The following is a 15,231-nucleotide window of genomic DNA, read 5'->3' as shown; positions in this document are numbered from 1 at the left end:
TCCGTGGAGCCCCGTGGGCTGCCCGTGGGGACCGTGGTCGAGCCTGTGGGGCGCGCTCCACCGCGCACCGGCTGTCAGGCGGTGCGCTCCGTGGTCCCGTCCTGGAGATCGGCGAGATGGGCGTCCACCAGAGCGGCCGGCAGGGCGCGCCTGGAGCTGATGCCGAGCTTCGAGTACACCTTGCGCAGGTGCCACTCCACGGTGTGCGGGCTGATGAACAGCTCCGCGCCGATCTTCGCGTTCGTCATTCCGTCGGCGGCGAGCGTCGCGACCTGGGACTCCTGCGGGGTGAGGGCGCTCGTCGGCCTGTCCTCGCGGACCCGTACGTGCTCGCCGGTGACGAGCAGTTCGCGACGGGCACGCTCGGCGAAGGCCCGGGCGCCCATGCCGTCGAACATCTCGTGGGCCGTACGCAGGTGCTCGCGCGCCGTCGAACGGCGCTGGCTCCGGCGCAGCCACTCGCCGTACAGCAGGTGGGTGCGTGCCACCTCCACGGCCACGCCGCCGCGGCCGAACTCCTCGATGGCGGTCCGGAAGCAGGCGTCGGCCTCCTCGCCGTCCGCGAGGAGCGCCTGGCTGCGGGCGCGGGCACCGCGGGCCCATCCGGAGTGGGCGGCACGGGTGAGTTCGATCAACCGGGCCAGCGAGGCCCGGGCCTGCTGCCGTTCACCGCACCGGGTGGCGGCCTCGACGTGTTCCACCAGAGACAGACTCGTGAAGTTGAATCCGTCGTGATCGATGCCCGTGCGTGCGGCCTCCATGGCCTCCTCGTAGCGTGCCAGGCCGTTGAACAGCACGCCTTGGATGTATCCCATGGCACCCAGCAGGGACACCTCGCCCCGCTGTTCGGCCTGTTGCCTGGTCTCGTCGAGGATGCTCGCCGCGACGTCCGCCTCACCCCGCCACGCGGCCAGCACCAGCGTCCCGTACTGGTGCGGCGCCTGCCCGGTCGCTGCGGCGAGCGCGTCGGCCTCGTCGATCATCCGGGCGGCCTTGGCGAAGTCCCCGTGGTGAATGTGCACCCCGCCGGCATAGACGAGGGCCGACGGCAACGCGCCGAGCGCTCCGATGTCGCGCGCCAGCCGCACCGCCCGGTTCGACAGCGCTTCCCACGCGGGCAGGTCCAACCCGTAGTGGATCAGCGCCTCCAGTGCCACCGGTATGGGCAACAGCCAGCGCACGGCCTCCTCCCGGGTTCCGGGCTCCTCGCGTACGAGCAGGTCCAGCGCGCGGAACAGAGCCAGGAGCCCGGTCTCGTACTCGTCCGTCAAGAGCGCGGCCACCCCGTCGAGGAGGAGATCGGCTGCCGCGGAGCCCGACGGGGGCGCCCCGCAGTCACGCGCCGCGATCGCCACCGCACGGGCACCCGTCGGACCGTGGACCAGGCCGGCGAAGATGGTCGCGCTGATCGCTTCGAGGTACGTCTCCCGTGCCAGCGGTGACCCGCAGTCGGTGAACTGCCTGGCCGCCTCGAGCAGGAGAGGTGCCGCCACGTCGCTGCGACTGCGGGCGAAGAGGATTCTGGCCCGCAGCCTCGCCAGCCGGGCGCGGTCCAGCGTGCTCAGCGGGCACAGTTCGGCCAGCGTGGCGAGTTCCGTGGCACGGTCGGGCGCGGCGGCCGAGAAATGGGCCTCGGCCGCCGCGAGGGCTCGCCGGCCTCGCGGCCACGGGTCGGGCGTCACCTCGGCCGCGCGCGCGAGCAGCACGGCCTCGGCCGCAATGCCGCCGCGCTGACGCGCGCGGTCGGCGGCCTGCTCCAACCCGGCGGCGACTTCCTCGTCCGGCCCGTCGGCCGCTTGGGCGGCATGCCAGGCGCGCCGGTCCGGGTCCACTACGGGGTCCGTGACCTCGGCCAACGCGCGGTGCACCATGCGGCGTTCCTCAGGCCGGGCTCCCCAGTACACGGCGGAACGGACCAGCGGATGCCGGAATCGGACGGACTCTCCGAAGGAGATCAGCCCGGCCGCCTTGGCGGGCGCCGCGTAGGGAACGATGGCGAGCCGGGATGCCGCACCGACCAGCAGGCGTGCGTCACCGACCGGTTCCGCCGCGGCGATCAGCAGCAGCGTCCGGGTAGCCGAAGGCAGCGCGGCGATCCGCCGTGCGAAATCTTGTTCGACGCGGTGCGCGACCGATCCGTGGGGGCTGGGCTGGAACGACGAGTCCAATCCGTACGCCAGCTCCGCGGCGCTGCGACCGCGGGAGAACTCGAGCAGCGCGAGTGGGTTGCCGCCCAGCTCCGACACCCAGCGGTCGCGGACCCGCTTCTCCAGCCGCCCGCCGACGGAGGCCTCCAGAAGCCGGCCGGCCGCGGCGGTGTCAAGGCCTTCGAGGTGGAGGGTCGGCAGGCCGTTCAGGATGGACTCGCCCTCCGGGTCGCGCACGATGAACGCCATGGCGACGGCCTCGGCGAGCAACCGACGGGCCACGAACTCCAAGGTCTGCAAGGACACCTGGTCCAGCCACTGGGCGTCGTCGACCAGAACCAGTATCGGCCGGTTCTCGGACGCCCGGGTGAGGAGGGAGAGCACGGCGAGTCCGACCAGGAACCGGTCGGGCGGGTCTCCGGCGGCCGTGCCGAACGCTACGCGCAGGGCATCGCGCTGCGGTTCCGGCAGGTCGTCCACCTGGCCGAGGAAAGGGGTGCACACCTGGTGCAGGCTCGCGTAGGGCAGCTCCATGTCCGCCTCGTTCCCGTGCGCCCAGGTCACGTCCGCCCGCGACGCCTGCGCGGCCGCGTACTCCAGCAGCACCGACTTGCCGATGCCGGCTTCGCCACGGACCACCAGCAGGTGAGACCTGCCTTCGCCCGAATCGGCCACCAGGTCGTCGAGCGCCGCACACTCACGTTCTCTGCCGACCAGGCGGGGAAGCGGGCTGGGGATCATGCGACGCGGCTCCTCGAAACCTCTGGGAATGCACAGCTCCCACAGCATTGTCAGGACAAGGCTGCCAACGATACGACGGAGAGCGCTCCCCCTGCCCCTGCAAGGGCGGCGGAGGGCTTCATTTCGCGGTAAATTTCCGTAGTTGTCATGAAAGATGCCCGGCCCCTCGCCGTGACGGCCGCGGCAGCACGCGCTGTTGTTATGCTCACCGCATGCAGGGGGCCGGGTGAACAGCGGGGGCGGTCCGGATCAGCTGCGCGGTCGGCGCCGCGAGCGGGACGCGCTGGAGTCACTCGTCTCGGAGGTGGAGGCCGGACGCAGCGCCGCACTGGTCCTGCGGGGTGACCCCGGGATCGGGAAGTCCGCTCTTCTGCATCACCTGGAAGCACGCGTCGCGGGACACCACGTCGCTCGTGGGGCGGGCGCCGAATCGGAGATGGAGTTGCCGTTCGCGGGATTGCACCAATTGTGCGCCCCGTTCCTCGACCGTGTGGACTCCCTTCCTCCTCCGCAACGCGAAGCGCTGGCCACGGCATTCGGGATCAGCGCGGGCCCGCCTCCCGACAGGTTCCTGGTCGGTCTGGCCGTACTCGGTCTCCTGACCGACGTGGCCGCCGAGCGACCGCTGTTCTGCCTCGTGGACGACGCGCAATGGCTCGACCGGGTCTCCGCACAGACCCTGGCGTTCGTGGCGAGGCGGATGCTCGCCGAACCACTGGCCCTGGTCTTCGCCTCGCGCGAGCAGGGGGGACGTGACGAGCTGGCCGGTCTGCCTCAGCTGACGGTCCACGGCCTCGACGACACCGACGCCCGCGCGCTGCTCAGTGCGACAGTCGGCGATCCGATGGAAGAACGGATCCGCGACCGCGTTCTCGCCGAGGCACGTGGCAACCCTCTCGCGCTGCTGGAACTCCCGCACGACCGACTGGACGTGGCCACGGCCGACGTCCTCGACCCGACCGGCCCGGAACCGGTGTCCGGCCGCATCGAGCGCAGCTACCTCGCGCGGGTCCACGCGCTGCCGACGGCGGCCCGGCAGCTGCTGCTCGTCGCCGCCGCCGAACCGGTCGGTGACGTGACGCTGCTCCAGCGCGCCGCGGAGCGACTGGACATCAGTCCGCGCGCGCTCGACCCGGCGGTGGCGGAAGGGCTGCTGGCCGTCGGAGCGCTCGTGCGGTTCAGGCATCCGCTGCTGCGCTCCGCCGTCTACCGGTCCGCCGGGCTCGCGGAGCTCCGGGAGACCCATCGCGTCCTGGCGGAGGTGACCGACCCCGTCCTCGACCCCGACCGTCGTGCCTGGCACCTGGCGCGGGCGACGGTACGACCGGACGAGGCGGTCGCGGGCGAGCTGGAGGCCTCGGCGGAACGGGCGCGGGCCCGCGGCGCCAGAGCGGCGGCGGCCGCCTTCCTCGCGCACGCGGCCGTGCTGACGTCCGACCCGCGGCGCAAGGCGACGCGTGCCCTCGCCGCGGCCCAGGCGAAGATCCGTGCCGGCACTCCCGCCGCGGCAGGCGATCTCCTGACGCTGGCCCGCAGCGGCCGCCTCGACGACCTCGGCCGCGCTCGCGCGGATCTGGTCGAGGCGCAGATCGCCCTCGCCTCCAGCCACAGGGACGAGGCCCTCCCCCTGCTGCTCGCCACCGCGCGTCGCCTGGTGCCACTCGACACCGACTTGGCCCACGAGACCTTCCTCGACACACTGTCGGCCGCCTTGTTCGCCGGGCGCCTCGCCCCGGGCCCGGACGCACGCGAGGCGGCGCCGGTCCAGTACACGTCGTCACCCCCCGCCGGACCGCCGCGCACCGCCGACGCGCTGCTGGACGCCTTGGCCACCCGGCTGGCCGACGGCTACGGCGGCGCGGTGTCCACCTCGCGGCTCATGCTGCGCTCGTTCCGTGGGGAGACCGACCCGGAGAAGATCCTGCGCTGGTCGTGGCTGGCCGCCGCGCTGGCGGCCGAGACCTGGGACGACGAAGCCTGGGCCGAACTGACCGCACGCCACGTACGGACCGCCCGTACCGTCGGAGCACTCACCGAGTTGCCCCTCGCCCTCAACTCGCAGGTCGTCGTCCACACCTGCGCCGGTGAACTGGCTCAGGCGGCCCTGCTCGTGGCGGAGATCGCCCGCCTTCAGGAATCGGTCGGCAGCGGCTTCGTTCCCTACGCGGCCATGGCGCTCGCTGCCTGGCGGGGACGCCCGGACGAAGCGCTCCCTCTGATCAGGGCCAGTGTGGAGGACGCCGTACGGCGCGGTGAGGGCATCGGTGTGGCCATCGCGCGCAGGGCCGAGGCCGTGCTCCACAACGGGCTGGGCCGGTTCGAGGAGGCGTTCGACGCGGCCCGGTCGGCGAGCACACATCCCCAGGACCTGGTCGTGGCCAACTGGGGACTGGTCGAGGTCGTCGAGGCCGCCGTGCGCAGCGGCCGGCGTGACGCGGCCGAGGCCGCGCTGTCCCGGCTCGTCGAGTCCACCGAAGCCACCGGCACGGGCTGGGCGCTGGGCATCCAGGCGCGCTCCCGGGCACTGCTCAGCGAAGGTGCCACGGCCGAGGGGCACTACCGCAGGGCCGTCGAACGGCTGCGACGTACCCGGATCACCACGGAACTGGCCCGGGCCCACCTGGTGTACGGGGAGTGGCTGCGGCAGGAGAACCGTCGGGCGGAGGCCCGGGAGCAACTGCACGAGGCTCACACCCTCTTCAAGCGATTCGGCGCGGACGCCTTCGCGGACCGCGCCGTCCGCGAGTTGCGTGCTGCCGGCGAGACGGTGGCCCCACGCGACGGCCACGCCACGGCGACGCTCACCGACCAGGAGGCCCAGATCGCCCAACTGGCGCGGGACGGGCTCACCAATTCCGAGATCGGGGCCCAGCTGTTCCTCAGTCCCCACACCGTGGAGTGGCATTTGCGGAAGGTGTACGCCAAGCTCGGCATCGCTTCCCGAAGGTCACTGCGCACGGTGCTGTGAGCGCCCTGTCCTGGGCGGACGAAGGGACGGACCGGCCTGCCGCGTCCACGGCGCCGGGTCAGGTCACCTTCGCCATGACGTGGAGGTCGACGGAGCCGATCTCCTTGCGGGAGGCAATGCCCAGCTTCGCGAAGACCTTGCGCAGATGCCATTCGACGGTGTGCGGGCTGAGGAGCAGCCGCGCCGCGATCTCGGGGTTGGTGAACCCGTCCCGGGCAAGCCGAGCGATCTCGAACTCCTTCGCGGTGAGCGCGACCGACGTCGTCCCGGCACGTCCGCGAACCTTCGCCCCCGCGGCCCGCAGTTCCCGTCGCGCGCGCTCCGCGAACGCCTCGGCGCCGGCCTCGCTGAGCATCTCGTAGGCCTCGGTCAGCGGGACGCGGGCGTCCTTGCGTCGCTGTGCGCGGCGCAGCCACTCGCCGTAGCGCAGTCGTGCTCTGGCACCCTCCAGCCGGGTCCGGGCCACGTCGAGCTGCTCGATCGCCTCGCGGTGCAGATCTTCGGCAGCGGGCCCGTCCGCCACCAAGGCACGGGTGGCGGCGGAGATCCCGAGTGCCCAGGGAGTTCTGCAGACCTGGGCCATTTTTTCGAGGATCCGCACCGACTCGGCCGCACGCGCACCCCACCCCAGGTGGGCGGCCGCCTCCACGAGTTCCACCCTGGACTGCAGCGAAAGGCCGAGCTCCTGCGGATTCTCGCAGCCACGCTCCGCGGCGGCGTAGGCCTCCTCGTATCTGCCGAGGCCGTTGTAGAGGACCGCCGCCGCCCACTGCGTGGCCGTCACCACCTTGCCCTCGCCCTGGAGGAGACGGTCGTACGTGACGGCCTCGATCGCCTGCCGGGTCGTGGACTCCCGTCCCTTGAAGGGCTCCACGACGAGCGCCCCGTAATGCGCGAAATAGCTGCTGCCTGTGGCCTCACCGATCGCGTTGGCTTCCACGGCGAGGGAATCGGCGTCATGGAGGTCGCCTGCGAACACACGGTTCGACAGGCGCAGCAGGAGGGCGGAGGGCAGGACGGCGATCTCGCCGTCGCGGCGGGCGCGGTCGACCAGCCGTGCCGACAGCTCGGACCACGCGGCGAAGTCCCACATGCTGTGCGCCATGCGGCACACAAGCGGAAGCCACACCAGTTCGTCCTCCGGTGCGGGCTCATGCCTCCTGAAGGCGGACACGGCGTCGAGTACTGGCGGAGCACCCACCGCGTACCCCTCGGTGATCACCCTGGCGATACCTGTCAGCAGGAGATCCTCGCGGTTCGAGGTCTGGTCGCGGCCCGGCACGCTCAGCACCGCTTCCGCTACGTCGCGGACCCCGCCCGCCGGCAGCCGGCCCGCGGTCAGAGCCGCATAGGTGGCGTCCCGATATACCCCTCGGGCCAGGACGGAATCGTAGGGCTGGAGTTGCCTGGCCGCTTCGAGCAGCAGGGGAAGTCCGGCGCCGGCGCTCGTGGCAGCGGACATGATCTGTCCCCGCAGGAGGGACGCCCGGCCGGTCTCCACCTCGTCGAGCGGGCTCGCTTCCGCCGCGTCGACCAGTGCCCGCGCGACGTCGAACGCACCGGCCCGGTACTTCGCCTGCGCGGCGGCCAGCGCCCTGACCCCCCTGCGTGCGGGATCAGGGGTCAGTTCGGTGGCGCGGCGCAGGAACGCCGCCGCTGCCGTGAGCCCTCCACGCTGGTGCGCCCGGTCCGCGGACGCCACGAGTTCGGCCGCCACCGCCTCGTCCGGCTGCGTCGCCGCACTCGCCAGATGCCATGCGCGGCGTTCGGGTTCGAGACTCCCGTCGATCGAGTCGGCCAGAGCCTGGTGCAGAAGCCGTCGCTCCTCGAAGCCGACGGCGCGCTTCGCCGCCGAGCGCACCAGCGGGTGCCGGAACCGGACCCACGTGCGCAGCGACATGAGACCCGACGTCTCGGCGTGGACGACAGCGGTCTCCACGGCGATCCCCAGGCGCTCGGCGGCCTGCCTCAGCAAGGACACGTCCCCGACCGGCTCGAGGGCGGCCATGCACAGCAACTGCTGGGTCTGCGCGGGCAGGGAGCGGATACGACGGAGGTAACCCGCCTCGATCTGGTTGGACAGGGGCCGGGCAGGGGGGCCTCCGAAGCCGTCGGCCATCTCCATGACGGTCAGGCCCCGGGGTAGTTCGAGCAGGGCCAGCGGGTTTCCGCGGGTCTCGGCGACGATGCGGTCCCGCACCCGCACGTCGAGCGGTCCGGTGATCACGGAGGCGAGGAGCCTGCGGGAATCACGCTCGTCCAGTCCACGGACCGGAAGTTCGGGCAGGTCGGCCAGGATGTCGCGGGGGCCGGACTCGCGGACGGCCAGAACGAGCAGCACCGGTTCGGCGAGCAGTCTGCGGGCGACGAACTCCAGGGTCTGCGAGGACACACGGTCCAGCCACTGCGCGTCGTCGACCACGCATATCAGCGGCTCGTCCCCGACGGCTGCCGAGAGCAGGCTCAGGGTCGCCAGGCCGACCAGGAAACGGGCGGGGGCGTCCCCGACCTGCATACCGAACGCCGTGCGCAGCGCGTTGCGTTGTGGCTCCGGAAGATCGTCGATGTGGGACAGCAGCGGGGCGCACAGCTGGTGCAGTCCGGCGTAGGAGAGCTCCATTTCGGACTGCACACCGGCGGCCCTGACGACGCGGCATCCCGTGGCCTGATCGACCAGGTGGTTCAGCAGCTCGGACTTCCCGATCCCCGCCTCACCGCGCACGACCACGACGCCGCTGCGTCCGGCCCTGGCCCGGGCGAGCAGGTCGTCGAGGGTCCTGCACTCATCGTGTCGTCCGATCAGCCCGGTCCGCGCTGCGCCCCTCACCATGGCCGCCTCCCGGCGGACACGATACCCGGCCGTGAACGGCTGCGACTTCTGCCTCGACCTGCGCACGAAGGACGCCACCGCCCCGGGGGAGGACCAGCGGCGGCTCCACCTGATCACCGGCCGGCCGGCGATCACGCGCCCGGGATGTTCGGCTGAGTCAGCCGCTAAGGCACCCGCGACACACGTCACGCTCAAGGGCGTGGTGCGCGCAGGTGGGCGCGCTCCTTCAGCTCCGCCTCGTCGACCAGCTCCAGCATGGGCTTGCCCGGAGCACACATCATCGTGACGACGAACTCCGTCTGCGCGTCGTCCAGTGCGTTGCCGTCCTGGTAGTGGATGGCGTCGCCGCCCGGCTCCCAGAAGGTGCCACCGGCCTCGACGACACGCTCGGGCTCACCTTCCAGCTCGAAGCGAACGGCGCCCTTGACGACGTAGCCGAACGCCGGGCCGGAATGGCGGTGCGGCGGGGTACCGGGGTCGCCGGGCTCCCACCGCACATGAACGGTCATGGCCGAGGCGCCCTCCGGCACGGTGATCGGCGAGGCGTCCTGGAGCACCTTCGCCGCTCGGGTCCAGCTGGGGCCGTCGTCGCCGCCGGTTCCGTGCCCGTGGTGACCGTGGTGGGTGGTCTGTGACTTCTCCGACACCGAGTCGCACCTTCCGTGAAAGCACCGTGTCCGCGCGGCACGTCATCCGCCGCCACGTGACCGTCGCGGCCATGCGGGCCGCTTGCCCTTGTGACCGGATGCCCGACGTGGATGTGACACCGGCGGCGTCCTCCGCTCCAGGACGTGTCACAGGAATCCGCTCGTGACGGTCTAGCTCTGGTGAAAAGGGCTCGGCCCCCGACGAAGGAGATCCCGATGCGAGTCGTCGTTGTAGGCGCCACCGGCCTGATCGGTTCCAGGACCGTGGCCAGGCTCCGTGACCACGGGGTGGAGGTCGGACGTGCCTCGCGCTCGGAAGGCGTCGACGTGAGCACCGGACAGGGACTGGACCAGGCGTTGCGCGGCGCCGAGGTCGTCGTGGACGTCACGGACGCGCCCTCGCGGGACGAGGGCGTCAGTACGAAGTTCTTCCTCGCCGCGACCGACAATCTCCTCAAGGCCGCCGCCGCGGCGGGCGTCGAGCACTACGTGGCGCTCTCGGTGGTCGGCGCCGACCGCGTCAACTCGGGGTATTTCCGGGCCAAGGCCGCGCAGGAAGGCCTGGCGAGGCGCGCCCCGGTGCCGTACTCCCTGGTGCGCGCCACTCCGTTCTTCGAGTCCGTGGAAGCGACCACGATGACCGGCATCCGGGCCGACGGCGTACACGTGCCGCCGTTGCTGCTGCGCCCGGTCGCGACGGACGACGTGGCGACCGCGGTCGCCCACACCGCGGTGGGGCTGCCCCGCTTCGGCGTGCTGGAGGTGGCCGGACCGGAAGAGCTCCGGCTCGTGGACGCCGCCGCCGAACTGCTCGACGTCCGAGGCCTGCCGGGACCGGTGATCGCCGACGCCCGGGCCCACTTCTTCGGTGCGGTGCCCGAAAATCGGGCCCTGCTTCCCGGCGCTGACGCCCATCTCGGCCACCACCGCTTCACGGACTGGCTCAAGAGCCACCGGTCCAGCAGTCGACGAGGTGCCGCCGATCGTGGTCCACGCCGGTCACCGAGCGATGTGCAGGCGCCGTCCCTCCGACAGGAAAGCTGACATGAGGGATCCCTCCCGGCCGACTGATACCCCGGTGATCAGCGAGCTCGACCAGGTCCCGGACCGCGACGCGGAGGAGACCGCCGAGTGGCGGGCGTCTCTCACTGGGATGTGCATGCCGACGTGTGGTCGGTGACGTCCTGGACGGAACTGCGCCGTGACGCGATGCGTGCCGACGACGCCCGGATGCGCGGCGAGGAGCTCGTTCCGTTCGTCACCCGCGCCCTGGCCGGCGCCCCGGGGCCCGTACTCGCGGTCAGCGACTGGATGCGACAGGTCCCCGACCAGATCAGTCAGTGGGTGGAGCAGGACTACTACTCCCTGGGCACCGACGGCTTCGGTCTGTCCGACACCCGTGACGACGTGCGCCGGTACTTCCGCGTGGACGCCGAGTCCATCGTCGTGACCGCTCTGGACAGGCTCTCCCGGACCGGACGGATCCCCTTCGCGACGGTCGCGCGGGCCCGCGAGCGCTACGGCCTCGACTGACCGGCCGTCGGCCTCCCACGGGGTCCGCGGGCCGGCGTCACGGGGGCGGGCGCTCCTCGGTCATACAGTTGTCAGCCCCCGGACCGCCGAAGTGGGAGTCATGCCGTGACCGATCCGATCCCCTTGCCCGACCTGTCGACGGAGAAGGACTACGACGGCGACGCATTCTCACCCCTCTACACGACGACCGTGACAGTCGACGGCGGCGTTGCCTCGCACGGGCGGGCCTCGGGCCGGGCCCGCTCGTCCGACGGCACCCTCGACCTGGATCTGGGCATGCCCGTCGAGCTGGGCGGTGACGGGCAGGGGACCAACCCCGAGCAGTTGTTCGCCGCCGGCTTCGCGGCGTGCTACCACGGAGCGCTGAGCCTCCTGGCGCGGCAGGAAGCGTTCGACCCCGCGGCCATCTCCGTGTCGGCGACCGTCGCCTTCGGGCGCGATCCCGAGGACGGTGGCTATCTCCTGCATGTCGATCTGGTGGTGCGGTGGCCCGGTGTCGCTCGCGAGGCGGCCACCGGCCTGATGGAGCGGGCCGACGCCCTGTGCCCCTACGCGCGCATGGCATGGAGGGGCACGCCGACCACCATCACACTCGCTCCTTGACCGCTCAGACCGCGGTGTGCGTCATCACGGCACGACGCACTGTCCGCACGCGCACGACTCGGCGCTCTCCTTCCGTCATGCCGCCCCAGATCCCCTCGACGGGCCCGACGTCGACGGCCCACGACAAGCATTGCTCGACCACGGGACAGCGACGGCACACGGCCTTCGCCTCGTCGATCTGTACGGCCGTCCGACCACCGCCGGTGGTGCCTATCGGGAAGAAAAGATCAGGGTCTTCGCCCAGACACAGGCCCCTGGTGCGCCAATCCACGGAATACCTCCTGTGAAGAAAACGGACTCTTCACAAGGAAGGACCGCCCCATCGGCACTTGTGTGACATCGAGGTGGTGCCGACGGCCCGGTCCTCGGAGCCCCACGACACAGACGGTGGGAGACCTGTAACGAACTGTCCGCGCCCTCGGTCTCTTGGAGCGGAGGGGGTCGCGGGACCTCGCAGCAGAGGTACCAGCCCGTCACGTACGGGCGACATGTGATGTTCGGTCGCCTCCGTCAAGACACCGGCCACAGGAATCGGAGACCGAAGGACATGCATCCAGAGGCGTTCACCGCGGAAGGCGACCTGAGCGAGGCCGTCTCCGTCTTCGTGGAGCTCAGACCACGGCTCTTCGGCATCGCCTATCGCGTGCTGGGCAGTGCGGCGGAAGCCGAGGACGTCGTCCAGGAGGTGTGGCTTCGCTGGCAGCGGACGGACCGGTCGGTCGTCCTCAGTCCGGTGGGCTTCCTGTCGAGCACGACCACGCGGCTGGCCATCAACGTGGCCAAGTCCGCCCGGGTCCGCCATGAGTCATACATCGGACCGTGGCTGCCCGAGCCCATCGACACCAGCAGCGACCCGGAGGCCGGCGCCGAACGGGCGGAGGCACTGGAACTGGCCCTGCTCCTGGTGTTGGAGAAGCTTCCCCCGACCGAGCGCGCCGCGTACGTCCTGAGGGAGGCCTTCGACTACTCCTACCCCGAGATCGCCCACATCCTGAGCCTCACTCCCGTCAACGTCCGCAAGATCGTGAGCCGGGCCCGCAAGCATCTCACCGACGACCAGAGGGACAGTGTCGACGTTATCGAGCACCGCAGACTTCTCGACGCGTTCGTCACCGCCGCTCAGCAGGGCGACGTCACCTCGCTGGAGGCACTCCTCACACCCGACGCGGTCAGCCTGTCCGACGGAAACGGCATGCGCGGAGTGGCCCGGATCCCCGTCCTCGGCCGAGCCCGCGTGGCAAGTCTGTCGACCGCCTATCCGCGGTTCTGGCCGACGGTCGAGGTCGAACAGGTCGAGGCCAACGGACGTAGCGGGGTCCTCCTCCACCGGGACGGCCGGCCCGCCACGTTCATGACCGTCGCGGCCACGCACCGGGGCATCCACCAGGTCATGTGGGTCTTCGACCCGAGCAAGATCGCCGCATTCCTCCGCTCCCGCTCCCTCCACACCGACTTCGGCGCCCGCTGACACCGTGGTGCGCCGCGTCAGGCACGAGGGCGGTTCCAGGAATGCAGTTTGTCCGGGTTGAGCACGACCCCGACCTGGGCGACACGGTCCCCGACCAGGACAAAGGTGATCACTGCGGCGACCTGGTCGCCGTAGCGGACGACCAGCCCGGTGCGTCCGTTGACCGGGCGCGCGTGCAGGGTGGTGCGGGGCTGCCGGGCGAGCAGGGTCAGCAGGCTCCGGGCGACGTGATCGCTGCCGGTGACGGGCCTGGTGAGAGCGCGGACCTTGCCGCCGCCGTCGAAGAACGCGGTGACCTCGTCGGCCAGGAGTGACGTCAGACGGTCGGAGTCCGCCTCGACGCACGCCTGCCGCACGGCCTGCGCGATCTCGTGCTGTCGGCGCGGGGACGCGGGCCGTCCGCGCCGGACGCCCGGGCTGTGCCGGGCCCGGTCGGCCGGGTCGGTGCGACCCCGCTCGCCGTCTCCCGCCGCCGCCTGCGCTGCCCCGAAGAGGCTGTTGAGCATGAACGTCGTCTTCTCAGCCGGTGACATCCTGTCCACCGCCTGCCGCAGCACCGCGTCGACCTGGTTCGCCAAGCCGACGTCGTGCGGCACCCGAGCGTGCGCCGGACCGTGGGCGGCTCCGTCGTCGCCGGACGGGGCCAGTCGGGTCAGCGAGATGCTGCCGACGACCTGGGTCAGCCAGGCCCGCGGCACGGCGATCCGCGCCCGCTGGTGATCGGAGAGCCCGTACCACTCCCGGTACGCCTCGTCGGTGACGCGCTCCGCCGAGATGCGGCTGCCCAGCATCCAGTGAGCGACCTCCACGAGATGCCGCCGCTCATCGAGCAATGCCGAAAGCGGCATGGCGTCAACGACGGGTTCCATACGCGCCTTCTCCTTCCCCATGGCCCACGACCGTCGCCACGGCAGCGGCGCACAGAACGTTTATAGCGGTGTCCGGCCGCACAAGCCGCTCCCGCGGTCCCGCCTGCCCCCCGACGGGCTCCTCACACTCGCCCCCCTGAAGGGGATCGCCGTGAGGGGCCACCGTCATAATGCACGCGTGGCCATACCTTCCCCCCACCCCAACTCCCCCGCACCGCACCGTATTCCGGTCGTCGTCGTGGGGGCCGGTCCGGCCGGCCTGACGCTCGGCAACATCCTGCGGGCCGCCTCCGTGGACTGTGTCGTGCTGGAGGTGGAGAGCAGGGAGTTCATCGAACGGCGGCCACGGGCCGGGGTTCTGGAGGAGTGGGCCGTGCGGGGCCTCGAACGACGGGGCCTGACGGGGAACCTGCTGGCGCGGGCGCAGCGGCACACCCAGTGCGAGTTCCGCTTCGCGGGCGGGCGCCACCGGTTGTCGTACGCCGAGCTGACGGGGCAGCACCACTGGATCTATCCGCAGCCGTTGCTGGTGACGGACCTGGTCCGGGAGTACGCCGACGTCCGCGGCGGTGACATCCGCTTCGGCGTGCGCGACGTCCGGCTGCACGACCTGGACACCGACCGGGCGGCGGTGTCGTACCTGTGCCCGCGGACCGGTGAACGCCAGGTGATCCACTGCGACTTCGTGGCGGGCTGCGACGGCGCGCGCGGCGTGACCCGCGGCGCCCTGCCCCCGGAACGGTCCCGCCTCTCGCGCCTCGACTACGGCATCGGCTGGCTGGCGCTGCTCGCCGAGGCGCCGCCGTCCTCCGACTGCGTGGTCTTCGGCATCCATCCCCGCGGCTTCGCCGGGCACATGGCCCGCAGCCCCGAGGTCACCCGGTACTACCTCCAGTGTCCGCCCGGCGACGACCCGGAGAACTGGTCCCACGAGCGGGTCTGGGCCGAACTCCAGGAGCGGATGGGCGCGCGGGACGCCCCACCGCTGACCGAGGGCCGGCTGATCGAGAAGCGGGTGCTCGACATGCACAACTACGTGGTCGAGCCGATGGCGTACGGGCGGCTGTTCCTGGCCGGCGACGCGGCGCATCTGACCGCGCCGATCGCCGCGAAGGGCATGAACCTCGCGTTGCACGACGCGTTCCTGCTGGGCGACGCCCTCGTCGCCCGGCTCACGAAGGGCGACGCGAGCGGTCTGCACGGCTATTCGGCCGCCTGCCTGGCCCGGGTCTGGGACTACCAGGAGTTCTCCCAGTGGCTGTCCGACGTGTACCACGGCACCGCCTCGGGCGATCCGTACCGGGCCGGCACGACTCTCGCCCGTCTGCGCCGCCTGGTCGGCTCACCGGTCGCCGCCTCCGCGTTCGCGGAGCAGTACCTCGGCGTGGACCCCGGGCTCTGAACCCGGCCTCCGGCACGTCGGCC

Annotated in this window: 10 protein-coding genes and 1 pseudogene; 6 read left to right on the top strand and 5 right to left on the bottom strand. The window is 71.6% G+C overall.

Annotated elements, in window-relative coordinates; genetic code table 11:
* Positions 1–74 precede the first annotated feature (74 nt).
* Positions 75–2,888, bottom strand: a complete 2,814-nt coding sequence (locus ACZ7LV_RS35315; protein ID WP_471945443.1) for a helix-turn-helix transcriptional regulator — start codon at positions 2,886–2,888, stop codon at positions 75–77.
* A 226-nt stretch (positions 2,889–3,114) separates the two neighbouring features.
* Here ACZ7LV_RS35315 and ACZ7LV_RS35310 point away from each other — a divergent pair, with 226 nt between their 5' ends.
* Entirely contained in the window at positions 3,115–5,856 is a 2,742-nt protein-coding gene (locus tag ACZ7LV_RS35310) for a helix-turn-helix transcriptional regulator (protein ID WP_471945442.1), read from the top strand.
* A 58-nt stretch (positions 5,857–5,914) separates the two neighbouring features.
* On the opposite strand, the gene ACZ7LV_RS35305 is transcribed toward ACZ7LV_RS35310, so the two are convergent.
* Both ACZ7LV_RS35305 and ACZ7LV_RS35300 read right to left on the bottom strand, forming a co-directional pair.
* Positions 5,915–8,686: an ATP-binding protein gene (locus ACZ7LV_RS35305; protein ID WP_471945441.1), complete on the bottom strand. Its 2,772-nt coding sequence runs from the start codon at positions 8,684–8,686 to the stop codon at positions 5,915–5,917.
* 191 nt (positions 8,687–8,877) lie between these two features.
* Positions 8,878–9,333 carry a cupin domain-containing protein gene (locus tag ACZ7LV_RS35300; RefSeq protein ID WP_471945440.1) on the bottom strand — a complete coding sequence of 152 codons (456 nt, stop codon included), beginning with the start codon at positions 9,331–9,333 and terminating at the stop codon, positions 8,878–8,880.
* Between the two features lie 216 nt (positions 9,334–9,549).
* Between ACZ7LV_RS35300 and ACZ7LV_RS35295 the strand changes: the two genes are divergently transcribed.
* From ACZ7LV_RS35295 to ACZ7LV_RS35285, 3 genes and pseudogenes are all read left to right on the top strand, one after another.
* Complete coding sequence (locus ACZ7LV_RS35295; protein ID WP_471945439.1) at positions 9,550–10,377, top strand: SDR family oxidoreductase; 828 nt, start codon at positions 9,550–9,552, stop codon at positions 10,375–10,377.
* Positions 10,378–10,482: 105 nt separating this feature from the next.
* Positions 10,483–10,866 (top strand): annotated as a pseudogene (locus tag ACZ7LV_RS35290) (transketolase-like TK C-terminal-containing protein); the annotation flags it as partial.
* Positions 10,867–10,971: 105 nt separating this feature from the next.
* Positions 10,972–11,469, top strand: coding sequence for an Ohr family peroxiredoxin (locus ACZ7LV_RS35285; RefSeq protein ID WP_471945438.1), 498 nt, complete (start codon positions 10,972–10,974; stop codon positions 11,467–11,469).
* Between the two features lie 4 nt (positions 11,470–11,473).
* Here the strand turns inward: ACZ7LV_RS35285 and ACZ7LV_RS35280 are convergent, their stop codons facing one another.
* A complete protein-coding gene (locus ACZ7LV_RS35280; protein ID WP_471945437.1) occupies positions 11,474–11,740 on the bottom strand; it encodes a WhiB family transcriptional regulator in 267 nt (88 codons plus the stop codon).
* 276 nt (positions 11,741–12,016) lie between these two features.
* Between ACZ7LV_RS35280 and ACZ7LV_RS35275 the strand changes: the two genes are divergently transcribed.
* Positions 12,017–12,937 carry a sigma-70 family RNA polymerase sigma factor gene (locus ACZ7LV_RS35275; RefSeq protein WP_471945436.1) on the top strand — a complete coding sequence of 307 codons (921 nt, stop codon included), beginning with the start codon at positions 12,017–12,019 and terminating at the stop codon, positions 12,935–12,937.
* 17 nt (positions 12,938–12,954) lie between these two features.
* On the opposite strand, the gene ACZ7LV_RS35270 is transcribed toward ACZ7LV_RS35275, so the two are convergent.
* A complete protein-coding gene (locus ACZ7LV_RS35270; RefSeq protein ID WP_471945435.1) occupies positions 12,955–13,806 on the bottom strand; it encodes a sigma-70 family RNA polymerase sigma factor family protein in 852 nt (283 codons plus the stop codon).
* Positions 13,807–13,984: 178 nt separating this feature from the next.
* Here ACZ7LV_RS35270 and ACZ7LV_RS35265 point away from each other — a divergent pair, with 178 nt between their 5' ends.
* Complete coding sequence (locus ACZ7LV_RS35265) at positions 13,985–15,208, top strand: 4-hydroxybenzoate 3-monooxygenase (protein WP_471945434.1); 1,224 nt, start codon at positions 13,985–13,987, stop codon at positions 15,206–15,208.
* Positions 15,209–15,231 lie beyond the last annotated feature (23 nt).

The sequence above is a fragment of the Streptomyces sp. NPDC107562 genome, assembly GCF_055657325.1.
The sequence above is the reverse complement of the archived record's forward strand: the minus strand, read 5'-3'. Positions and strand labels throughout refer to the sequence as shown.